Origin of the sequence: Halogranum amylolyticum (assembly GCF_900110465.1) — an archaeon.
Taxonomy (GTDB): domain Archaea; phylum Halobacteriota; class Halobacteria; order Halobacteriales; family Haloferacaceae; genus Halogranum; species Halogranum amylolyticum.
The window spans coordinates 20921-43056 of sequence record NZ_FODV01000011.1; the positions used below are offsets into that span (position 1 = coordinate 20921).

Here is a 22136-nt window from a genome sequence, read left to right on the forward strand (position 1 = left end):
TCGGTAGATGTCATTACTGTTCGAGCACGCTGTGGAAGCGTTCTCGCCCGCCGAAGCCTCCCTGTATGCTGTCACTGCTCACGCTTTGGAGACGGGTTCGACAGACATCCCGGTTCGTCCGATTGCCGAATTCGCCTGCCATCACGATTCGCTGCACGACACCGAAAACGAGTGGACGTGTATTCCACTCCATGGACCAGACGATGCGACCCTGACAGACGAGTACGTCGCCTACACAGACCACGCAGTGCGCGGCCCGATCTTCATCGTTCAAGGCGAAGACGGACACGAGCCAATCACGGCCGACGAGTTCGGCGCGACGAAACTCGCTCGTCGGATTCGGTACTGGCACTCAGATTACTTGCCCGAGACGCTGCCAGCCGGCTACGACGCACCCTTAAACAACCACGAGGGTCCTTCGAACCCGATCGAATCGGATCGGTTGTTCGAAGAGTTCGCTGAGTACGTCAATAAGGAACGCAACGCGACCAGAGTCGCGAACCGCGACCGAGTAGCGTCGAAGTCCGCTCGCGCGATCTACACGCAAGGCGGTGCAGCAATTCCGTCGCTTGCAGCGAGGGGGACCACAGACGGCGAGTATCAGTTCCGAGTCGAGCTTGACCCAGAGCTTGAAGCCGAGCGAAATGACGACTGGGCGTTCTTCGTTGAGCACGAGTTCGGAATCTATGAGGGAAATGAGGTCTTGATCAACTCGCCCAATGGTGATGCACCGAACGAATTTCCTGTCGCAGCCACAGTCAGTCGAATCCGCGGTCTCAACGTGTGGCTCACGCTGGATTGGACCGACATCGACGCCTCCGGAGTCATCGATACCTATCTTACATCGGACCGTGAGTTCGGTGTCTCGGAACTCCTGAATCCAGTCCCGTTCGATAGGGAACGCGAGGCAATCGAAGCGCTCTCGGAGCACCGTCTCTCAGACGTCCTCGCAGGGACTCGGCCAGTCACGTTCTCCAATGACGCCGCGGCACGGAGCGACACATTCGATGCTGAGCTGAACCAAGAACAAGAACTTGCAGCCAAGTACGCACTGCTGGCAGACGATCTGTTCTGTATCCACGGGCCACCAGGAACGGGGAAGACACGGACGCTCTTGGAGATCGTTCGCCGAGCCGTCGACGCCGGAGAGGACGTGCTCGTCTGTGCCGATTCCAATCAGGCAGTGGATAACCTCGTTGTCGGCGCGTCCACCCCCGATGACGTCGACGCGCAGTCACTTCACGCCTACAGCCAACACGGGGGCGGCGAGTTCGTTCTTGACCGCGTGAACGCAGCGCGGTCGCCCACACAGTGGTCCGCACACAGTACGGGAGCGTCGAGGAGCGGCCGCAGGTCGTTGCAGCGACTAACAGTAGTGCTGCGACGATTCCACGAGAGTTTGAGCTCGTGGTCCTCGACGAGGCCACACAGTCGACGTGTACGGCGTCGTGTATCCCCCTGTCTCGGGGCAGCCGTGTCGTGCTCGCGGGCGATCACCGACAGCTCCCGCCGTTTAGTGCGACCGAAGAACCGCCGGAGTCGGGGTACGGTCTTTCCCTGTTCGAACATCTCTATGCCGAAGGTGGTGTCTACGAGGGGGTCGGACTCCAGCTCAAAACCCAGTACCGCATGCACCGCGATATCGCGGCCTTCCCGAACCGGCGGTTCTACGATCGAACGCTTCGAAACGGCAAACGGATAGAGCCACTGCCGAACAAGCCCGCGATCGAGGGGTACAACATCGGTGGTCCCGTCGATGTCGTGGAGCACTCATATGCTAACGAAACAGAAGGGCGAATGGTTGTGCACCTCATCACCGACCTCCTCGAGGACGTGCCGGCAGCGGAAATTGGAATCATCACGCCGTACGCGGCCCAGGTTCGTCTTCTCCGGCGGATGCTCTCCGAGCACGTTGCAGTGGCAAGCGATATCTCGGTCGATACGATCGACTCCTTCCAAGGCAGCGAAAAGACTGCGATACTCATCTCGCTCGTCCGGAGTAACAGCGACGGCGACATCGGATTCCTCGGCCGCTCGGAAGACGGACCGCGACGGCTCAACGTCGCACTGACGCGCGCACAGCGATACTGTGCGGTCGTCGGCGACTTCCACACGCTCCGATACGAGAACAACGACAAGTGCACCGACCTATACCAAGACTTCTATGACTACTTCGATACGGTTCTGGGACTGAATGCTGTCGACCCGACGTTCCTGTCTCTCTGAGAGAGATCAGCGTGGACGCAGCAGATTCGTCGGTCGGTATCAGCGTTCTGCGTGTGCCTGAGTACAGCCGGACAGATACGTTCACAGATGTATTGAACTTCGTATTTATACAAGATATTGGACGAGAGCCATGTCTGTCTTCTCATCTCCTGTAGCGACAAGAAGCCCTACAGCGAATCGAAGACCCACGAAGTCGTCCGTGACCGACTCGTTGATGCCGGTGTTTGGGAAGAAGCCCACAAAGAGACAGTATCAGGGATGTACGGTCCAGTCCCTGAACAGTACAAAAAGGGCCCGCAGTGACAACCTATGATTATGTACTCACCGGTGCCGACCAAGCACAGTTCGATTTAGTTGGGGATCAGCCAGTCACATATCGTGACACGTATGGACACCAGTTCGATGCCATCGTCGGATATAGTTTGACTCTGGAGAGTATGCCGGCAATCTCGCGAGGATGAGGTTATGACGGGCCGCTAGATGCGTGACGGACGACGCTCGGAAATACGGTACTCCATTGAGTACGACAATCATATCTTCTTCGGCAACGAGGAGTAGTTCTAGTCACCCCACAAATGCTTCAGCTAACCTTTCCTGCATCCGTTCTCGGCGAGCCTGCCGTAGTTGCTCTTCGGAGAGGTAGTTCCGCATAACCACATCGACACTCGAACTCCCTTGATCAGCTGCAACGCCTTCCAGTCCGGCGGCGACCTCGCTGACCGCCTCCTGATATACCGAGTACCAGAACCGCCGGCCCATTTTCGGCGTCGGTGTGTCGCCGTCGACGATGACGTCGGCCCGATCGGCGACCCGCTTGAACCGGCGACGGACCGTCGACACGGAGATGTGTCCGGTTGACGAGGAACGCGACGGGAAGAGGTGACCGTTCCACTTCTGGCGGTCAGCGAGGGTATCGACACGATCCGTAAGTAGGTTGACGCCATACATGAGCGTCACCTCGCCTGGCCCGTTCTTTCGTTCACCGTCACCAAACGAAAGGTGTGGATCGTCGCCATCAAGCACAACCTGCTGATTGTGGAGGGAAGCCACCTCAGACGGTCGAAGCCCCCAGCCGGCGAGTGCGACGACAAGAAGTTCTTCTTCTGGGTCCGATACCTCTGTGTAGATTCGACGCACCTGCGCGGGCGAGAGTGCCGATGGGTCGGACTCTTCTGCCTCCCATCCGATATCGTTCTGCACCTGCGAGAGGGGATTGTATCGTGCGTACTGGTGCCCGAACAGATACTGATACCACGACTGGATGACCGTCAGATATTCGAGCTTCGAGCGGTTGGTGGAGAGTTCGTTGTCGAATACTTCGAGCACCGCGTAACAACGATTCATCTCCCGTGGCTGGTTCGATACGTCGTCAAGCGACGCGAGTAGTGCGTCCGTCCCATGTAAGTCCCGATAGGTCCGCACCCACTTGGTGAGTCGGGTCCGGTGTGTTTCAACGGTGCTATCGGTGCGCTTCCCGAGCGTGCCGAGCGTTCGGAGATAGCTGTCGAGAGCGTCGACCGTCGGTTGGTGGTCGATGCCCCACACCCACTCATCGGGATCCTCACCGTCTCCAAGGCCGACAACGTTGACGAAGAACTGGCGCGGTGTGAGGTCGTGGTGTTCACGCAGGGCGTATGCGATCCCCGAGAACCCGTAGTCAGTGAGCCACTCGTAGGACGGGACGTCCCGATCTTCGTCGAAACCTTCGCGACGTCGCTTCGGTGCCATGTCGGCCCAGTAGATTGAGGCCATCTCTTCGAGGTCCATCTGCGACCAGTTGTAGCGTTTCTCGCGTTTGGATTCGTCTGTCGCAGCCTCTTTCTCCGCTGCACCCTTGGAGTGAGACCCGTTGTTCACGGTCTCTCACCACTGGGTAACCCGGAAGCTGCGTGGTCGGGGTAATCTGAGAATCGGGTTTTCACAATTTAGAACTGAACTACCAACCTTTTAATACTATGGCTTATGCAGGAGTGGACTATACACAACGACAATTAGTAAATCGCATGCGCGGGTGGCGCTCACACAGGTATACTGTATGGCGCTATATCAAATGTACAAAAATATGTCCCTGTGCAGTCGAGGTCGAAATTTCGCCGACTTGGACACGTTAATTGCGCAGATCAGCAGAGCGGCGGATGATCTAATCGCCGTCTTCCTCGACCGACTCGAAGATATCGATGTCCCAGTTGTGAGCCAGGTCGTGAACTGGTCAAAGACCATCTTCGCGGTTAAGGAGTACTGATCGGAACCGCCACTCGACCGGAGACAGCGATAGACGGCGGATTCGGGGTCAGTCACATCGTTGCCGTAATTCAATCTTGAATTTGTACCCGATCACGTAGGGTGTCTTCGTCCCGAACGACGAACTCTTCGGTCTGTGTTCGGAGCCTCCCCTTGCAACGAATGGTAACGAGGAGATGTGGCGAGCCTCTACCCGCTGAGGACAACCCAGAGACACACCCCAAACTTTGGCCTATCGCTCATCTGTCGGAGATTGTTGATCTCGTTCTCTTGACCAGACCTCCTTCCATCAACAATGTGCTACACAAGAGCGTATTTCTAATCGTCATATTACTGCTCTTAATGCCTAACCGACGGCTGTACCACCTAGCCGTCGTCAATGAGGGGACCGTCAACGCGTTCGGTCCGTGTTGCAATGAATTGATCCGTAATATCCTCAACAGAGAGTTCGTTGACCGCAGCCTGCAGGAGGGCATTGTGCAGTTCGCGTTTCTGGACCGCACCATAGCCGTTCCGTCGGAGAGCGATTTCAGCTTCGAACAGTAATCCGGATGGACCATCAAGCGTTTCCCAGGTCCTGGGGAGACAGTAGACGGAATGTTGGGTCTGACTTTTAGCCGTAGGGAATGCCGGATCAGTATCTGGATTGTAGTCGTCGTCAGACTCGCTGTCGGCTTCAGTAGAATCGTCTGTACTCTCATTATCGGAGAGGGTACCGGCTAGTTCGCCGAGAGCCTCATCACCCGGATCATTTGCCTCTTCGATCTCATCACTGATCTCATCGGCGAGATCGTCGAATGGCATTAACGAATCACCCCGCCGACTTCGACAATCTGAGCAAGTTCCGCGTAGCAGGCGAGCTGGTCACACTCGGGGTCGTAATCGCGTAAGGGTTGGCGAGCACGATGGGCCTTATCGATGCTGGCGCGGTGACGAATACCCGGGAGTTCACCAGTGTACTCGCCGTTGTCGATAGCGTCCCAATCTGAAGGCGTGAGCCGGGCGAAGTTAGGGACAAATTGGGCGAGATCGTCTCGGCGGTTGAGAGCGTACAGCAGGTTCCGGTCGCGGGTATCCTGGTCGAGCCGTTCTGAAAGGTCGGTCGGGACCAATGCGAGAAGATCAAGGTCGAAATACTGACGGGCTTCTTGGATGAGTCGCTTGTTGGTCTGGGTGATGCCGCTTTCCCACCCGCTTTCGGGTCGGAGTGGGACGATGAGGTGTTTGGTCGCGAACAGGGCGTTGTCATTGAGTTTCCCGCGGTTGGCGGGCGTATCGACGACGATATAGTCGTACCCGTCGCCGAGGAGGGGGTCAACGACGTTTCGGTGGAGGCGTTGACTCGAGGCCATCGCCGACTGGAGGTTGGTTTCGACGTCTTCGAGGGCTTCGTGTGAAGGCAGTAAATCGAGGCTGTCGGTGACCGAGACGATGTGGCCGGCGGGGTCGGCGCCGTCGATGAGGATTTGTTGGAGGTGGTTGTCACCTTCGTAGCGGTCGCGGTAGCCGAGATTGAACGTCGTGTGGCCGTTGTCGTCGAGGTCGATGAGGAGAGCAGTGCTGTTTCGGTCACCGAGTTCGCGGGCGAGATTGATGGCGGTGGTCGATTTGCCGAACCCGCCTTTGAGGACATTCACGGCGACGGCACGGGGCGATTTTTTAGGTTCCGATGTGGGCATAGCGGTGGTTCATACTAAGAACGTATAAAAATGTGGTGCCTGTCGAAGATGTGGCTCTTGTTTTGCATGGAGAAGAATGCACGAGAGGAATGAATTGGGACACATGCACGAGATAAATGACTTCACAAACAGCACCGACATGCATAACTTTGTGTACATGAAAAAAATGTAATAAAGTGATTAATGTTGTGCATGTTGAAATAGAAGGGTTACCATGCCCCGATTAAAGTACGGCAATCATGTTGATTGCTGTGACTCGCCTCGGGCTCAGCTTCGAAGTAGGGACCGTGATCCTCTGTGGACTCAACGACAACTTCCGAGTGACTTATGCGCATGGCGAGCACGAGAACATCTAACACGATGTCAGAGTCCATCTACGAGCAGCTGGAAGTCCCAACAGTAATCAATGCAACGGGTACAAAGACGCGCATTAGTGGTAGCCTCATTCGAGACGAAGCGATGGAAGCAATGATCGAAGCCTCGAAATCATTTGTGCGTATCGAGGACCTACAATCCCGGGCAAGCGAATCTATCGCTGATGTAACCGGTGCAGAAGCGGGATACGTCACAAGTGGTGCCTCAGCAGGTCTCATGATGGCTGCAGCGGCCTGTCTTGCAGGCGATGATCTCGAAGTGATGGCCCAGCTCCCAGAGACGCACAATATTCCCGATGAGATACTCGCTCCACGGACCCACCGAACAGGATACGATCACGCGATTCGGGCCGCAGGAGCGACAATCGTCGACGTTGGCTCGAACGACCGTCACCTCGGTACCGGGTCTCGAAATATCGAACCCTGGGAAATCGAGGAGGCGATTGCAGACAACACAGCGGCGATCTTCTACCTCGAGAAGATCTATACCGACCCCCCGCTTGAGGTAGTCACTGAAATCGCTCACGCTCACGACATCCCGGTAATTGTCGATGCTGCAGCAGAGGTCCCGCCGGTCTCGAACCTAGAGCAATTTATCGACGAAGGTGCAGACCTCGTGGTCTATAGTGGGGGTAAGGCGATTCGTGGCCCGCAGACGACGGGTATTCTCGCGGGACGGCGCGACCTTATCGAATCTGTTGCACTCCAGCATCTCGATATGCACGCTGCCAAAGATGTGTGGCTTCCGTCGGGTCTTATTGATACCGAGACGCTCTCAGGAGTCCCCAAACAGGGGATTGGTCGCTCACTCAAGGTTGGGAAAGAAGAGCTGGCGGGGCTCATCAAAGCACTCGAACTGTTCGTCGAGGAGGACCATGACGCACTCGAAGCAGAGTGGCTCGACCGTTCGAAACAGATTGCATCCGAATTAGCGACAAAACCCGGGCTTGCAACCCATACGACAGAGTCCGATAAAACTGCGATTGCCCCAGAAGTCGTTGTCAGTGTTGACGAATCAACGGCCGGGATAACGACAGTAGATCTCGTTCGAGGACTCCGTAAGGAAGACCCACGTGTATTCGTTGGAGCGGACAGCCTTGACGCCCGTGAGTTCACAATTAATCCGATGTGCTTGACTGACGACGAAGCAGCGTACGTCGTCGAGCGGATTTGTTCGTACCTCTGAACACTCGAATCACACATTCGGTAGTGGGAAATAATTTTCAAAAATAGAGACGTGAGAAGAGACCTGTTGGTTACTTTCAGGGCGTCCAGATTGTGTGCAATGGAATAACGAACTGCCCGTTCTCTTTGATCAGGTACTCGTACCCCCCATTCGGGTCCGTGGGGTCCTTGAACTCTTTAACAGTCGTTCGTTCACCGATTTTCAGCGTAGCCGTGTTAGCGCCAGTCGATTCGACACCAACAATTTCATACGTTGCATTTCGCATGTCAACTGCCTCAGCGTGGACCCACGAACCGACAGCATCCTCGATATTTCGGTGGCCACCTGGCCCAGCCGTAATCGTGACCTGCAGTTCGTTGTCAAGTGTGAGCTCCCGAGTGAAGTCATCAACTACTCCCTTAAACCGTCCGAGCGGCTGGTGAATGAGTTGGTCACCATCGGCGATGAGAAGTTTCCCATCATTGAGATAGGCTTGCTCATGTTCACCATCCGCGGTTGTGGAGTACACTGCGAATGCGCCGACAAACGAGAAAGTATCCCCAACGATGTGTTCTGTCTCGTGGTCAGTAGCACTAGCGATGTAATCTATTCGTCCGTTCGTGAGTTTCACTTTGATTGCACGTGCAGTTGGGTCGTCACTCTCGATCGGAATTCGACTCACGGACTCAACAAGTCGTTCATCCTCGTACGGTTCGATAATTGAGGTAAACGTTGACGAAAGATCCGACCCCGAACGGTGAGCAATGAGGTATTTGAATGTCTCTGGATTACCCCAGCGTTGCGGCGGGTCACCATTGGCAATCGCGACATCGTCGCATTGAGCCAGCATCGTTAATCTAAGATGCAACGGTTTTGCGTTATCGTCGCGGACATCCCAATGGTCACGGAGGTCCCAGTCGACACTAAACCTGCTCCCAGGTTCATCGTCGCGTTCAACATTGTAGAGGTAGTTAAACCCGTTTCCGACCTCTCTGTTATACGCACTGTCCTCACCGTGTCCAGGTTTTGGGATATCAGGACCAGCATACGTGCCACCGTTCTGGGCAGTTAGGTTGAGACCTGCTGTTGTGAGTCCTTCCTGCTCGACAAACTCAGTGTTGAAGAACTCGATACTGCTTCCATTCACAGTGAAGCCATCGAAGTAGAGTCCACCCGTTTGTCCCTTCCCGATGCCGCCAAAAATACCAATCTTCGTATCAGTAGTAGCTGTTAACGCATACGAGCCGCTAGCGTGAACAGAATCATCTTCTGGTGAGGCAAGCGAAATATCGACGGCTGTCTCGGATTTCGAGACCGACAGTCTATACCATCTCCCCTTCTCCCAAGCGTCAATGCTGTCGAAATCACTCCACTCGTTACTCTCTGGGTAGTAGATTCCGAGTCTTGGAGCGGGATCTGAGCCCTGGTCGCCGATGCCGGCACAGACGTGGCGCCCATCAGCGTCCTGTCCGAGGTAGACCATGTGTGCGTGGTGCCAGTACTCGTGGTAGCCGGTGACGGCAGAGTTGATATTGACCGTCACATCGACGGCAGTGCTTCCAGCGTCAACAGCGAGCCCTCGCCACTCGTGGAGGTCACCCGAAGGGTCGTACACGCGCGTCGACCAGCTGCCGTCGTACGCGTCTTCGCGTGTTGCCTCGACACTCCCAGTCCCCTCACGGACAACAAACTCAGTGACTCCATCACGGAGATCGTAGCGGAACTCGTCAACGGGAACTTTTGCGCCGTGGAAGCTAAAGTGGTGATCGTCACCCCCATCAACGCGGAAAAAGTCGGCCGTGTACGAAGACCCTTCATCGACTGAAATGTGGGCGGATGTCCGGCGATATGTCTCTGCTTCCTCGTATACGTTCGATGCGTCGATATCGAATAGTTGGATGCGGTCAGTGTGGTCGTACCGCTTCGGTGTCGAGACCCATTGTTTGTCTTGTCTGTGTTCATCGACGACCACTGTGTTGTGACTGACCGTGTTCGCTGTCCAGTTCCATCGCTTCGGCCAGTCACCAGTCTCCTCAGGGTATCCGAGATCTGGTGCTAACGACATCCCATAGGCGTAGAGGCCGAGGTTGAGTGTATCGCGGTGACAGTGGCTGGTGCCATAGCCTTCGTCGGGACCGTACGCGTTTCGTCCGTAGTAGGTCCAGATACCACGTGCGGTTCCATCGGTGGTCGATCCTGCTCGGAGTGCAGTGAATCCAAATCCGGGGAGATGTGTGCTCTCGAGGTCGAGTGGACCTTCCGCATCAAGGACAGCCAGAAGATCCTCCCTTACTGAATTAGGCTCCTTATCGAAGATATCTCCTCGAAGCCCTTCTGTCGATTTACCATTTCGGAGATAGAGCCACTGAACGAGGTCATTATCACCATAGGCTTCGTATCCCCGAATTAGGTTCTCTGGGTCGATCATGTCTGTGAACCCTGGTTTGCCGGTCCCACCAGTATCACCGTAGCGTGGAACAAACTCGTTTAGGAACGTCAGCTGCGGTTGCGTCTGGAAAATTTGTTTGAAGACCGGATTCTTGTAGAGGTCAGCTCCGTCGTAGGCATCGTACCCGTTCAACACGTCGGCCGTCCCCTGAATCCCACTTGCGACGATACTGTTGTAGTGGACACTTCCCTCGTTGGCGTGTCCGTCACGGTCGAAGTCGCTGAGCATTCGCGCAAGCACATCACCACCGGTAATATACCAGTTCCCGAACGGCTCGCCAGTGCTTTCGAACTCGAGGCCACCGGCCTTGAACAGGAAGTCGATTGCATCACCCGTGTAGTCGTCGGGGGTGTCCTGAACGACTGCGGAAAGTGCCAATGTCTTCTGGTGACTTCCGAAATTCCCTCGGATTTGGGCGTTCTTGAACGCGGGGAGGATCTGTTTGACGATACCGGTTTCGATGTTCGTCCTGATTGCTGTCGCAGAGTCTTTCTCTGTGAGGCCAGGATACGCCGCAGCCTTCTCACTGAGGAATGCAACGAGCTCAGGGTCATTCTCGATAGCCGGCCAAATCGCATCGTACGATCGAAGTATTGCCTTCACCCAATAGGACTCCCAGATGGAACCGATCTGTTTCCCCTTCCCGGTTCCTCCATGCGAGGGGTTCGGCAACCCGTTCAACTCGGTGTAGCCTCCCTCTTCAAAGTACACCGTATCTTGGAGTTGCATCTCCGGGTAAACGTCGGCGAGCCGATCAAGAATGACAGTTGCTGCACGGGCATACTGCTGTTCTTCGGTAAAGAGATACGCTTTGAACAGGGGAGTGAGCATTGAACGGAACCCATAGACGACGTTCCAATGGTGCGCCCACGCGACCGGGACCCAACGAACTCCGTCTTCACCGAGGTCACCGTTTTCATCCACCCAACCAGTCCCATCATCCACACCCCACATCTCACCCATCTCAGGGTGTTCTTCATTGACAAGCAGTGAGTCATCTGCGAGAGATGGGTCAAACTTCCCCTCATCGTTACGACCACTCTCGCGGTAAGCTGCAAAGTCGTTCGTTGGGAGCGTGTATTCTCCGTTTGTGATTTTCCACTGTTTACCCGGCTTCGTCGCATAACTCACGCCAGCCGCGGGAGATGCTGGACCCCATTCACTTGACCATGGGTAGTATCCTGCAGTTCCCGACGCGAGGAATCCCGCACGAGGGATGTCCTGTGACCCGAGATAGTTCCAGAGATCGTCGAGGGTGAACTGATTGAGAACAGCGTCTGCAGCCGCAATCGCGTCGTCTGCTTCGGCTCGAGCCCAGTCATAGCGGTCGATGTTGTTCTGGGCGGCCTGTCGTTTCTCGTTCGTGTAGTACGTGACTCGTGATTTCTGACCGGTTGAGGCTGCGGCAGTTGCCCCACCACTTGACGCGAGTGTCCCGAGTGCCGCGATACTCGACGTTTTGAGGAAATCTCTCCGGCCGATTCCTGGGTTCAGGGTTTCGAGCCATTCGCCGTTTAGTTCGGTACTCCAGCTGTCGCTCTCCGTATCGTCAATGCTATCGTTCCTCATACTTCAACTACACATTATGCTATATTATTATAAATTTTTCTATTAGTATTACTGATATATTAGAAGAATCATGATCACAATAAGCGTCACAGTTTCATGTAGTCTCTCGTTACGGGTGCGCAGCCTCGCTGTACAATCTTCATTCAGTGTATATTGCCCGTAACGGTACCACAATCAGCGGAAGCGAATACCGAGATCGTGCATCCCCTGATTGTTCATCGCGACGTTGATGAGCAGCGGGGTGAGTGCCTCAATCTCTGCGGCGTTGGCGATGCTCCCTGCATCGAGTGGTCGCAATCCTTCGATCCCTTGGGCAAGCTTTCGGATGGTCTCTTTGGCATCATCGTCGTCTGCCACGAGGAGCGTATCAACATTGAGGTCCACGTCGAGGTCAGCCAATCGGCCCGACGCGAGGTTGTGGAATGCGCCGACGAGCGGCACTTCGTCAGGTTTCGCATCGGCAGCGAGTTGAGTAACGCTCCCTGCTTGTGGCCGATGGTAATGGAACCCATCGTCGTCACGCTTGATTCCCGTCGCTGGTGTCACAAGAACATCCCCTTCAGCGAGGCTGTCAGCGATTGTTTCAATTGTCTCGGTGATATGGTACGGTGGAACTGCGAGCACAATTACATTAGCGTGTTTGACGGCTGTTTTGTTATCGAACCCTGCAATCTCTGTCTCTTCACCACGGCTCTCAAGTTCTGTTTTGTACTCGTTAGCCTTCCGTCTGGCTTTCTCGGCATCCCGGGATCCGATAATTACCTCATGGGTTGTGTGGTACGCCCAGCGTAGCGCGAGCCCCTCACCGATATCACCAGTTCCACCTAGTAATGCGACTTGCATACTTCTGTTTGTACCACAGTATTATGTTAATCTTTCTATACTACCGAAAGATACAACAGAGGTTCCAGCGGTTGGATTAGTCCACTATCGAGTTTCGATTAGCTCTTCCAGTGGATTTCCTTGGATCGTGATGGGAAAGCTCACACGGCGGCGTTGGCGCGCTGACTCCCAAAGCCCGAAGACAAGCTCTGTTACTCGAAGCGCACGCTCTGCTCGCACCTGAGAGGGACCTCCATCACGGAGTGATTCTACAACGTCACGACAAACGTCCACTTGGGCGTTTCCGTCTGGGACGTCGACCGACTCCCAGTCGGTGCCGTCACGACGGATACGGAGTGGAGTCTCTGACCAGAACGTCAGTTCAAGCGTTCCGCTCGCTCCCTCAACACGGACAAGCGACAGTGCCTCATCAGTTCCCTCACCAGTAACAACCAGCCCCTCAACTCCGTTCTCATAGCGGAACTGTCCAACACTGTGGTCTTCGGCGTACATGTCGGTGTACCATTTTCGTTCCGACGTCGCGTCTACTGCACCCAGCACCCACTCAAGATTTACATCACCAGCAAAATGTGTGGCGAGATCAAGATTGTGGATCCCTGTCTGCATGAGGTCTGCGCGACGTACTTCGACACGTTCAACCTCGCCGATGGCCCCATTTTCCAGCCTCCGCTCTATTTCATGGACTGCAGGACGGAACCGATTTTGGAAATTGAACGTCAATTGGACGCCTGCATCATCGCAGATTTCAACGAGTGCTGTACAGTCCGACCATGTTTGTGCCATCGGCTTCTCGCAGTGAACTGCTGTACCGGCTTCAGCACAGTCGGCGACCAGCTGTCGGTGGCTTCCAGGTGGTGTACAGACGCTCACCAAATCTGGGGTGGTCTCATCCAGCATTGCGATATGGTCCGTGTAAGCTGCATCTTCGGAGAGGTTGAAGTGGTGAGTGAATGCAACTGCATGCTCGTAAGCAAGATCAGCACACCCAACAATCTCGCAGTTGTCAATTTCACGGTAGGCGTGTGCGTGACGATAACCCATCGAATAGCCGTCATGATCGTTGTCGCCGCTAGGATCAGGACCGGTTCCGAGGATAGCTACCCTGAGACTCATACCATAGCATTCTCGGGTAGATGACATATGCCTATCGCCGGTGACGAGTGTGGGTCCTCACGGTTACAGAGAGTTCACTTGATTTCAACTCTTTTGTCGATAAGCTCCCTCCGAAAATCAGAATTCGACTACCTCGGGGTCACCCGAGGTTGCTGATCGATAGGCCGCTTCCACGACAGCGACAGCGTGAACTGCCTCTCCTCCCGTAATCTCTGGAGGGCGATTATCCTGAACGGCAGTAATGAAGTCTTTTAGTAGCTCTTGATTGAGGTCTGTTCCCCAAAAGACACTACTCACACCGCTCTCGTCACCTGTGTCGGTTGTGTGCCAAAGCGTCTGGTCGAAACAGTCAACAGCAATCGTTCCAGATTCACCAACGAACTCAAGTGTCGCATCCCCCCATGTGTGCCACTCGTCGGGCTTGCTCCAAGAGCCATCGAGGAGGAATCCGGCGCCATTCTCGAGCTTCATTGAGAGGACATTGACATCGTCAACGGCTATGTCGTGGAACCGTGTGTCGACCTCAGCGTAGACCTCGGAGACTGTGCAGCCAGTGAGATAAGTAACCAGATCGACGATATGGACCGTATGGTCCATTACCGCACCACCACCTGCGGTCTGCGGGTCAGTGAACCAACCACCAGGCATCTGACCTCGGTTCGTTCCAGAAACTGCGAGGAGGTCACCAAGGGCACCATCGTCAAGACGTTGGGCAGCACGCTGTACAGAATCGCTAAATCGGAGCGGCATGGCAATGCCAAGGTAAGCGTCCACTTCATCAAATAGGGCAACAATCTCTTCGGCCTCCTCGACGGTCACTGAGAGTGGCTTCTCGCAGAGTACATGCACACCAGCCTTAGCTGCACGTTTTGCCCAAGAGAGGTGATCAACATTGGCTGCACAGATAACGCCCGCGTCGATATATTCGAGTAGACGGCCGGTGTCCAGATATTCGATCTTATGTCGGGCGGCCGTTTCCTGACCGCGATTCGCATTTTCATCGGCAATACCCACGAGTTCGACATTGTCGAGTTGGGAGAGTCCCCTTACGTATGCGTCAGTGTGGACATGCGCAGCCGAGAGGATTCCGACACGGATCGTCATGGCTGTACCTCAATGGGAGAAACCGGCTGTCCGCGTTTGGCAGATTCCTGAGCTGCGAGTGAGAGCCGAAGCGCAGAGATGGCATCGTCAACGGTCACTGCCGGTGTGGTCTCTGTGGAGAGACATTCGATAAAGTGATCTAGTTCTCGCCGATATCCATCTCGAGTGAGGGTGTTCTCCATGCTGTTGCTCTCGTCGTGAAATTCACGGAATGGGACTGCTTCTGTTGAATCGAGTTCAATCAATCCATCGTCACCGGCGAGCTCAAGCTCACTTGTTAACTCTCGAGATGCTGGTTGTGCCCATGATGCTTCGACGTATCCGACAGCACCACTCTCAAACCGAAGGGTAACGAAGCCGTGTTCCTGCTGATCGCGGCGTTGCCGTCGGGCGAAGACACGAGTAACGTCACCGAATGTCCAATGGAGAAAATCAAGATCATGAATAGCTAAATCAACGAATACGCCACCCGAGCGGCTGCGGTCGGCGTACCAGTCATCGGTTCCCCAGTCAGGGAATGGTGAGAGGCGCCGAGCCCGTGCAACGCCGTGCGTGCCGATCTGACCGTTATCAACAATGGATTTTGCCCGCTCGTACTCAGGGAAGAACCGAAGCACATGACCGACCATGCACGTGATCTCTGCGTCGGCAACAGCATCAGCAATAGCCTGCGCTTCGCGAAGCGACCCGGCTACTGGTTTCTCGAGAAACGCATCACAGCCGACTTCTGCAGCCATATCGATGAAGTTGCGGTGAGTATCTGTCGGGGTACAGATGTCGATGAAGTCTGGCTCTAGATCGTGACACATCTGTTCGACATCTGTGTACGGAGTTGCATCAAGACCGTGATCAGTGACGAACTGATCAGGTCGGGACTGTGAGGCTACGCCAACTACGTTGACCTCCATCTCGGCAAAGCGCTCGAGGTGCGTGCGGGCCATGAAACCTGTCCCCACGACAGCAACTGTGGTCATAGTACTTGCATCACTTGACAACTTAATAAACAACCCGGCTGAATCGTTAAGTGAGAACAGAGTGATGACCTGGATGCGTTCGAAGAATCTCGTTTACCATGTCCGACCCCACTGTTGACCAACGTCGTCTCGCCTACCTAGACGCACTCATGAAGAGCGACTCTTCGCCCCCAAACAGCGAAATCCCCCCGCGAAAGCCGAACGGGGTGGAGGCTCACTCGCGTGCGTATTTGACTCTCCCCCCACTTGAGCACCACCGACGTGGGATGGATGGACCATCGATCGACATGGATCACATCTACGCTACTATTGATCATATAGATAGTCGCTCTGATTGTGCAGATTTCGGCCTTCACGCTCTGCTGCGCATTCGATATCGGTATCAAGACGATATCGATTCCGAAATTCGTAGTGCGATCGACAAGACACTGCGGGACGCAGTATACTGGTTTGAGGATGAAGAAACAGAGATGTGGTTTTCGACCGAGAATCATCAAGTATTGTATGGTGCTGCTGAATTGCTCGCAGGTGCGCTTCTTGCCAATCAAACGTTCACTGTCACCGGTGAGACTGGTGCGTGGCACCATGATCGGGCCGCCGAACGGCTTACTCGCTGGCTCGATTGGCGAGCACGCTTTGGCTTTAGCGAATGGCTCTCGAATCAGTATTATGACGAGGATCTTGTCGCACTTCTCAATGTTGCCGAGTACGCTTCCAGTGCTGACCTTTGCCGACGAGCAGGTTTCCTCGTTAATATAATATGTTATGAATTAGCCGTCAACAGCTTCGAAGGGCATCTTATGACGACACATGGTCGCGCCTATGCCGACGCCGTCCTCAATCCCGAGCTCGAGCCCGTTGCTCCAGTCTGCTATCTCGGGTGGGGAAACGGCGAACCACCGAATACGCTCGGATTGGGTGCAATAGCACTCGCCACTGGGGACCATCGAATACCAGCTGCTATTCGTGCTATCGGTCGCGACCAACCAGCAGAGTTGCTTCACATCGAGCGCCATGGCCTTGATGTCGAAGAAGCACCTGAGTTTGGTATCAATCCGAAGGATCCCGAGGACACGCTGTTCTTCTGGGGAGAACTCGTCATGGGTCATCGCGACGTCGTAGAGACTGCTCTAGAAGTTTGTTCGCCCAACTACCGGCTTCGGTATGGCGAGATCGAGCCGGCAGTCCGCTATCACCGCAACCAAGCCAAGAGACCCAAGTACACTCCCGACCCAAATAATACGGCACTGACCCGGGTCAATACGATGACGTTCCGCACTCCGGATTATGTGTTGAGTTGTGCGCAGGATTATCGTCCGGGGACGTTTGGCTTTCAGCAACACATCTGGCAAGCAAGCCTCGGTGAGCGTGCACTGGTGTTTACCAACCATCCACAGGGTGGGCCAGACACAAGCATGAACAGCTATTGGGCATGTAACGGTGTACTCCCACGGGCTGCAGCCTATAAAGGAGTCTGCGTCGTCCTCTACCAGATTGGTCAGCTACCGTATCTGACCCCAGACATCCCGGGGTTTGACGAATCTCTCGCTGCGTTCCCGTATACGCACGCGTATGTGCCACGGTTTGCGTTCGAAGAGTGGGTTGAACAGGGAGACTGGGTCTGTGGACGCCGACACAATGGATACGTCGCTATCGGCACACCACAGGAGACCCGTTGGTGTGACCCGAAAGCCGATATCTGTGAACTGCTTGGCCTTGACGATTTACTTCCCTACGACCTCGTTGTGGACAATCAGAGCGTCGCGTGGATTTGTGAAGTGGGCCGTCGTGAAACCCACGGTCCATTCGACGAGTTTGTTGAGAACGTAACCTCTGAAACGATAACTGGTGATGCGGACAGTCTCTCGTATGATTCTCCGTCTGTTGGTGAGATTTCCTTCGGCTGGGATGACCCGTTCATTGTAGATAGTCAGAAGCTACCGCTGGCGAGTGGAGCACGCTACCGAGACCCCTACTGTCATGTCTCATTCGGCGAAACAATTGTCACGCTAGACGTGGACGGTGTTCAGTGTCAACTTTCTTTTGAATAATCACCGACGAACTATGCGAGTTGGTCGCACAATGCCATCCGTTGATTCGACGACTATGATCCTGTTTCCTGCGTTCGTTTTATCGAGACAAATAGTGGTGAATCTCAGTCCTATCGTCACGCACCCGTTGTGAGGCATTGAGATGTTAAATGACAACATATAAACAGTATGTCCTCGTTTTGGATGAAAAAACAGCCTAATCTAGAAATTACAGTTGTAGTTGTGTCATGGGAACTCCGAACTGAATGAGAGATGACTAATGCCGATCACATTCTTTGAGGACAGCTACGTGAAGTCAGAGACAACAGATAGCCTGTTTGGCAGTAAAAAACCGGCTAAAGGGAGGTCGCGTTGATTTCAACCACGTTCACTGCGTGGTACAACATCTCGGCAACTTCGTCAAGCCGATCCTCGCTCATTCGGCTCGCAGGGCCGATAACGCCGATGGCGCCGTAGATGGTCCCGTCTTGGTTCCGGATAGGGGCACCCACACCAGTTAATCCGTTTATACTTTCCTCTTTGTTGTATGCAAAGCCTGTCTCGCGTATCTCTTCGAGCTCTGAACGAAGGGCTTGTGGACTCGTTATTGTTTTGTCAGTCAATGCCTCTAAGTCAGTGTCAGCGAGGTACTGCTCGATTTTCTCCGGTGACTTGCACGCGAGGATGGCTTTGCCGACAGCTGTGTGATAGAGGGCGTTGTAATACCCAACATAGAGTTCAGTTTGTACGGCATCTGCACCGCGAGCTTTGTACAAACAAACCCCCTGATTCTGTTCTTCGACAGTAAACAGTGCCATCTCGCCACTCTTTTCGGCGAGTCGATCTACCTCATCCTCAACAAGGTCGTAGATTTCGTTGCGGTTCCGCACGTGATGGGCAACATCGATAAACCGAAGGCCCAGCTTGTACTTCGAACCGTCTTTGACAACATACCCATTCTGCCGGAGTGTCGAAAGGTGGCAGTGGGTAGGTCCTTTTGAGAGTCCCAACTCTTCGGAGAGCTCTGTCACACCGATTGAGCCACGCTCCTGGACTACCTCGATTATCTCGAGGGCGGTCTGGACCGTTTTGACCGGGTTGCGGGCATCGTTCGTTGCCATAGGCTATTGTTTGATAATCTCTGTCATAAGTGTTTGGGAGAAAAAAACAGTCATCTCGAAATAACTCATCTATGTATTGTCGTATCTCTCACCCAGCCACTTTCTCGGAAGGGGTTGCACCGACCCAATCTATAATACAGCTGAGCCAAATAGCAGTGACATGCAGTGGACTAGCAAACCTGCCCGTCAGTCCCGTAGCCGTATTGTCACCGTGGAGGTTGAGTCTTCATGAAGTTCGGGGTCTTTCTCAACCAGTATCATACCGAGGACCGCGTCTTCGATGAAACTCATCTCATCGAACAAGCCGAACTGATGGAGTCTGTTGGGTTCGACTCTGCGACTGTAGGTGAACGACACGTCCACGATGAAGGGTTTGTTGAACCAGTTACTGCACTTGCAGCCATCGCTGCCCGTACAGACTCGCTCGAACTCGGTACTGCCGCAATGCTTCCAGCTCTCTACGAGCCACTCAATTTAGCTGAGCAGTTCACAACCATCGACCGGCTTAGTGATGGCCGGGCTGCCTTCGGTGCTGCACTCGGATATCGAGAACGTGAACTACAGGCGTTCGGTGTCGATATGGATGAGCGCGTTGGCCGTTTCCTTGAATCCATTAGCCTCCTCCGCCGTTTCTTCGACGGTGAGCGTGTCTCCCATGAGGGGGACTTCTGGGAGTACGAAGACGCATTCGTCACTCCTCCACCGAAAAGTGACGTTCCTATCTGGATTGGTGGGCATGCAGATATTGCAATCAAACGTGCTGCCTACCGAGGCGACGCTTGGATTGCCTCTGCCTCCTCAACCACCGAAGATCTAGAACATCAGATCGAGTTCTATGAGGACTCTCTCGATGAGTTCGAGATGGATCGCTCGAAGAACGATGTTATCCTGATGCGGGATTGCTTTGTTGCCGATTCTACCGAAGAGGCTCGTGCTGCCATCGAACCGTACCTGCTCAATCTGTATGAGATATATGCACGTTATGGGCAGACATATATGGATGAACACAATGTTGAGGTCGACTGGACTGAACTCGACGAGAAGTTCATCATCGGATCGCCAGAGGAGTGTATCGATGAAATCCGTAACTACGAGGACCTGGGGGTCGATCATATCCTCGTCCGCGTTCAGTTCCCGGGCCAACCACAAGAGCCGACCATGAAGTGTCTCGAGCGCTTTGGGGAGGAAGTTATCCCCGCATTCAGATGACCACTGCTATCGGTTACGTCGGCCTTGATCATCACCACTGTGTGCCGTATCTTGAGAGCATCGAACAGCTCGACGCTGAGGTAATCGCGTACGCGAATCCGTACGCTGGAACCCCAGCAAGCACTGGTACAGAGCGGCTCACTAACATCCCAAACTACGACGACAGTGGGGCATTGCTTGATGATATTGATGTGGATTTACTTTGGGTAACTGCTGCAAACCGCGACACACCGGCGATTATTCGTGACGCGGTCGAACGCGGTGTCGACGTCTTTACCGAAAAGCCAGCTGGCCGGACTGCGGCCGAATTGGAATCAGTCGCAACCACAGTCACCAACAGCGATGTCACCGTAGGCCTCTCCTACACCTGGCGGGGCCACCCCGTCTCACGCCATCTGAGAGAACTGGCGGCTGATGGTTTCTACGGTGACGTACGCGGGTTCGATTTACGTTTCGTGGCCTCAGCCCTTTCGCACCGTGATACTGACCATTACCTCTTCAACGCAGCAGCGAGCCGTGGTGGTATCGTCCAGTGGCTTGGTGTCCATTGGATCGATCTCTTACCGTGGATTCTCGACGAGCCAATCAAGCGTGTCAATGCCACCACACGCCACACGAACAGAATGGTTAATATCGAAGATGGGGCAACAATCCAGATTGAAACAGCAAGTGGGGCAATCGGTACCCACACTTGTGGTTACTATCTCCGCGACGGACGTTACGATACGGCATTCAACGTATATGGAGACGAAGGCCATAGCTGCTGGGACCCCATGGGTGCAACCTTCGGTTTCGATGAAGAGACGACTCTCGAACTCGACTCGTCATCCGATGCATGGCGTGCGACACCGCATCGCCAAGTCACGCACGAGTACACTCCTTCCCCGGGCTATGGCGGTTCTTGGGGGTTGTCTTTCTTCGAACAGTTCCTCGCCGCCCGTAAAGGCAGTGCAACGAACCCCGCTGACCTCAACGACGCGTTGCAGGTCCTCCGCGTGCTTGATGCCATCTATGCGTCGGCTGAATCCGGCGAATGGGTACAAGTCGCACAGAAGTAATTCGTCCGTCCCTCTTTCCGTAGTTTGGTAACTTCCCTTCGGTATCGTTGTCAACTGCCTCGAGTCAGTCTCAGTAATATGGTTCGTAGGAATCAACGAACGACTCAGAGTCCATTCTGACATTGGTAAGCAACTCGTCATCCGGTTCGACTTGTTCGTCGGTGTCAAGTGCCGCCTCAACAGCCAAACCAAGAGATGCAGCATCAAGTAAGGTTTCAGTGTCGTCGCGTTCACCACGAATCACCTCGATGAAACTCTCCAGATAGGGCCGGTACAGATTAGCAAAGTTGCTTTCGCCGCTCTTGATTTCGATTGCATGGGTTCCATCGTCGGTGACATCTAATACAGCGAAAGTGCCATCGTCGGCTCTACCATCGCATCGAATCATTGAATGAACACCGTTCTCGAAGATGATGCGGAGCGTCGTCCCTGGATCGGCCGTCCGTTCAACGGTAATCCAAGGGGAACCGGCAAGACGTCGAACAGTGTCAGAGAGATGGGTCCGATAGTAGAAGAAATCGTTGTAGCCAGCAGCAAAAACCATCCGTTTGGTACTATCATCCGGTAGTGTAGTCAGTTTAGGATGGAACGGAACAGCTGATCCACCAAAGAGCGGTGCTTCTTTCGTTGCGGCTTTGAGCGACTGAATTGACCCAACATCACCGGCGAGCGGCTTATCGATCAGCGTCGGAACACCGACAGAAAGGAACTTCGTTGCGAGAGGAACGTGACGCGTCCAATCGACGGTGAGTATCATTGCACCATCTACGCTCTCCGCCATCAAGTCTAAGTCGTCCATCTGTCGGACATCATACTCAGCACAGAACTCGTCAACGTAGTCACTATCTCTGATTCTGCCGCCATCCCAGACGGCACCGATAGTTGCATCGGTGCAGTTAGTGAGTACCTCAGCGAAAGCAGCTGGGTGGCTAGTATCGAGGCCAACAACCCCTAACTCGTACATAGTGATCACATATCACG

At 54.3% G+C, this 22136-nt stretch carries 16 protein-coding genes and 2 pseudogenes; 7 read left to right on the top strand and 11 right to left on the bottom strand.

The genetic code is table 11. The features are described from left to right. Positions 1 to 7: 7 nt before the first annotated feature. The 3 genes and pseudogenes from BSG17_RS27880 to BSG17_RS28630 all read left to right on the top strand — a co-directional run. Positions 8 to 1201, top strand: a pseudogene (locus BSG17_RS27880) (AAA domain-containing protein); the annotation flags it as partial. 110 nt (positions 1202 to 1311) lie between these two features. Continuing rightward, positions 1312 to 2226, top strand: a complete 915-nt coding sequence (locus BSG17_RS27535) for a DEAD/DEAH box helicase (protein WP_211609180.1) — start codon at positions 1312 to 1314, stop codon at positions 2224 to 2226. A gap of 117 nt (positions 2227 to 2343) precedes the next feature. Further along, positions 2344 to 2529: a DUF5591 domain-containing protein gene (locus BSG17_RS28630; protein ID WP_170864834.1), complete on the top strand. Its 186-nt coding sequence runs from the start codon at positions 2344 to 2346 to the stop codon at positions 2527 to 2529. A 96-nt stretch (positions 2530 to 2625) separates the two neighbouring features. Here the strand turns inward: BSG17_RS28630 and BSG17_RS26145 are convergent. The 4 genes and pseudogenes from BSG17_RS26145 to BSG17_RS16835 all read right to left on the bottom strand — a co-directional run. Continuing rightward, positions 2626 to 2769, bottom strand: a pseudogene (locus tag BSG17_RS26145) (transposase); the annotation flags it as partial. Between the two features lie 21 nt (positions 2770 to 2790). Beyond that, the gene (locus BSG17_RS16820; protein WP_089826339.1) at positions 2791 to 3993 is read right to left on the bottom strand and encodes a site-specific integrase; all 1203 of its coding nucleotides are present in this window, start codon (positions 3991 to 3993) and stop codon (positions 2791 to 2793) included. Between the two features lie 840 nt (positions 3994 to 4833). After that, complete coding sequence (locus BSG17_RS16830; protein WP_089826175.1) at positions 4834 to 5271, bottom strand: DUF7970 domain-containing protein; 438 nt, start codon at positions 5269 to 5271, stop codon at positions 4834 to 4836. Beyond that, on the bottom strand, positions 5271 to 6146 hold the full coding sequence (locus BSG17_RS16835) for a ParA family protein (RefSeq protein ID WP_089826177.1): 876 nt from the start codon (positions 6144 to 6146) through the stop codon (positions 5271 to 5273). The genes BSG17_RS16830 and BSG17_RS16835 overlap by 1 nt, the downstream gene beginning before the upstream one ends. A 360-nt stretch (positions 6147 to 6506) precedes the next feature. Here BSG17_RS16835 and BSG17_RS16840 point away from each other — a divergent pair, with 360 nt between their 5' ends. Then, on the top strand, positions 6507 to 7706 hold the full coding sequence (locus tag BSG17_RS16840; RefSeq protein WP_089826341.1) for an aminotransferase class V-fold PLP-dependent enzyme: 1200 nt from the start codon (positions 6507 to 6509) through the stop codon (positions 7704 to 7706). A gap of 76 nt (positions 7707 to 7782) precedes the next feature. Here the strand turns inward: BSG17_RS16840 and BSG17_RS16845 are convergent, their stop codons facing one another. The 5 genes from BSG17_RS16845 to BSG17_RS16865 form a co-directional block, all read right to left on the bottom strand. Continuing rightward, complete coding sequence (locus tag BSG17_RS16845; RefSeq protein ID WP_089826179.1) at positions 7783 to 11703, bottom strand: heparinase II/III domain-containing protein; 3921 nt, start codon at positions 11701 to 11703, stop codon at positions 7783 to 7785. 174 nt (positions 11704 to 11877) lie between these two features. Next, positions 11878 to 12546, bottom strand: coding sequence for an NADPH-dependent F420 reductase (gene npdG, locus BSG17_RS16850; protein ID WP_089826181.1), 669 nt, complete (start codon positions 12544 to 12546; stop codon positions 11878 to 11880). 84 nt (positions 12547 to 12630) lie between these two features. After that, on the bottom strand, positions 12631 to 13659 hold the full coding sequence (locus BSG17_RS16855) for a Gfo/Idh/MocA family protein (protein ID WP_170864835.1): 1029 nt from the start codon (positions 13657 to 13659) through the stop codon (positions 12631 to 12633). Between the two features lie 117 nt (positions 13660 to 13776). Next, a complete protein-coding gene (locus BSG17_RS16860; protein ID WP_089826185.1) occupies positions 13777 to 14763 on the bottom strand; it encodes a Gfo/Idh/MocA family protein in 987 nt (328 codons plus the stop codon). Further along, the gene (locus BSG17_RS16865; RefSeq protein ID WP_089826187.1) at positions 14760 to 15737 is read right to left on the bottom strand and encodes a Gfo/Idh/MocA family protein; all 978 of its coding nucleotides are present in this window, start codon (positions 15735 to 15737) and stop codon (positions 14760 to 14762) included. Before BSG17_RS16865 ends, BSG17_RS16860 begins: the two co-directional genes overlap by 4 nt. Positions 15738 to 16024: 287 nt before the next feature. Between BSG17_RS16865 and BSG17_RS26150 the strand changes: the two genes are divergently transcribed. Then, positions 16025 to 17788, top strand: a complete 1764-nt coding sequence (locus tag BSG17_RS26150; RefSeq protein ID WP_139246673.1) for a hypothetical protein — start codon at positions 16025 to 16027, stop codon at positions 17786 to 17788. 335 nt (positions 17789 to 18123) lie between these two features. Here BSG17_RS26150 and BSG17_RS16885 read toward each other — a convergent pair whose 3' ends face one another. Continuing rightward, complete coding sequence (locus BSG17_RS16885) at positions 18124 to 18888, bottom strand: IclR family transcriptional regulator (RefSeq protein WP_089826195.1); 765 nt, start codon at positions 18886 to 18888, stop codon at positions 18124 to 18126. A gap of 228 nt (positions 18889 to 19116) precedes the next feature. Here BSG17_RS16885 and BSG17_RS16890 point away from each other — a divergent pair, with 228 nt between their 5' ends. Both BSG17_RS16890 and BSG17_RS16895 read left to right on the top strand, forming a co-directional pair. Next, positions 19117 to 20097 (top strand): LLM class flavin-dependent oxidoreductase, encoded by a 981-nt coding sequence (locus BSG17_RS16890; RefSeq protein ID WP_089826196.1) that lies wholly within the window; start codon positions 19117 to 19119, stop codon positions 20095 to 20097. Then, positions 20094 to 21155, top strand: a complete 1062-nt coding sequence (locus BSG17_RS16895) for a Gfo/Idh/MocA family protein (protein WP_089826198.1) — start codon at positions 20094 to 20096, stop codon at positions 21153 to 21155. Before BSG17_RS16890 ends, BSG17_RS16895 begins: the two co-directional genes overlap by 4 nt. Positions 21156 to 21225: 70 nt before the next feature. Here the strand turns inward: BSG17_RS16895 and BSG17_RS16900 are convergent, their stop codons facing one another. Further along, complete coding sequence (locus BSG17_RS16900) at positions 21226 to 22119, bottom strand: Gfo/Idh/MocA family oxidoreductase (protein ID WP_089826200.1); 894 nt, start codon at positions 22117 to 22119, stop codon at positions 21226 to 21228. Positions 22120 to 22136 lie beyond the last annotated feature (17 nt).

Coding starts and splice junctions, on each gene's coding strand:
- BSG17_RS16820 (WP_089826339.1), bottom strand. CDS start 3,993: ATGGACCTCGAAGAGATGGCCTCAATCTACTGGGCCGACATGGCACCG.
- BSG17_RS16830 (WP_089826175.1), bottom strand. CDS start 5,271: ATGCCATTCGACGATCTCGCCGATGAGATCAGTGATGAGATCGAAGAG.
- BSG17_RS16835 (WP_089826177.1), bottom strand. CDS start 6,146: ATGCCCACATCGGAACCTAAAAAATCGCCCCGTGCCGTCGCCGTGAAT.
- BSG17_RS16840 (WP_089826341.1), top strand. CDS start 6,507: ATGTCAGAGTCCATCTACGAGCAGCTGGAAGTCCCAACAGTAATCAAT.
- BSG17_RS16845 (WP_089826179.1), bottom strand. CDS start 11,703: ATGAGGAACGATAGCATTGACGATACGGAGAGCGACAGCTGGAGTACC.
- npdG (WP_089826181.1), bottom strand. CDS start 12,546: ATGCAAGTCGCATTACTAGGTGGAACTGGTGATATCGGTGAGGGGCTC.
- BSG17_RS16855 (WP_170864835.1), bottom strand. CDS start 13,659: ATGAGTCTCAGGGTAGCTATCCTCGGAACCGGTCCTGATCCTAGCGGC.
- BSG17_RS16860 (WP_089826185.1), bottom strand. CDS start 14,763: ATGACGATCCGTGTCGGAATCCTCTCGGCTGCGCATGTCCACACTGAC.
- BSG17_RS16865 (WP_089826187.1), bottom strand. CDS start 15,737: ATGACCACAGTTGCTGTCGTGGGGACAGGTTTCATGGCCCGCACGCAC.
- BSG17_RS26150 (WP_139246673.1), top strand. CDS start 16,025: ATGGATCACATCTACGCTACTATTGATCATATAGATAGTCGCTCTGAT.
- BSG17_RS16885 (WP_089826195.1), bottom strand. CDS start 18,888: ATGGCAACGAACGATGCCCGCAACCCGGTCAAAACGGTCCAGACCGCC.
- BSG17_RS16890 (WP_089826196.1), top strand. CDS start 19,117: ATGAAGTTCGGGGTCTTTCTCAACCAGTATCATACCGAGGACCGCGTC.
- BSG17_RS16895 (WP_089826198.1), top strand. CDS start 20,094: ATGACCACTGCTATCGGTTACGTCGGCCTTGATCATCACCACTGTGTG.
- BSG17_RS16900 (WP_089826200.1), bottom strand. CDS start 22,119: ATGTACGAGTTAGGGGTTGTTGGCCTCGATACTAGCCACCCAGCTGCT.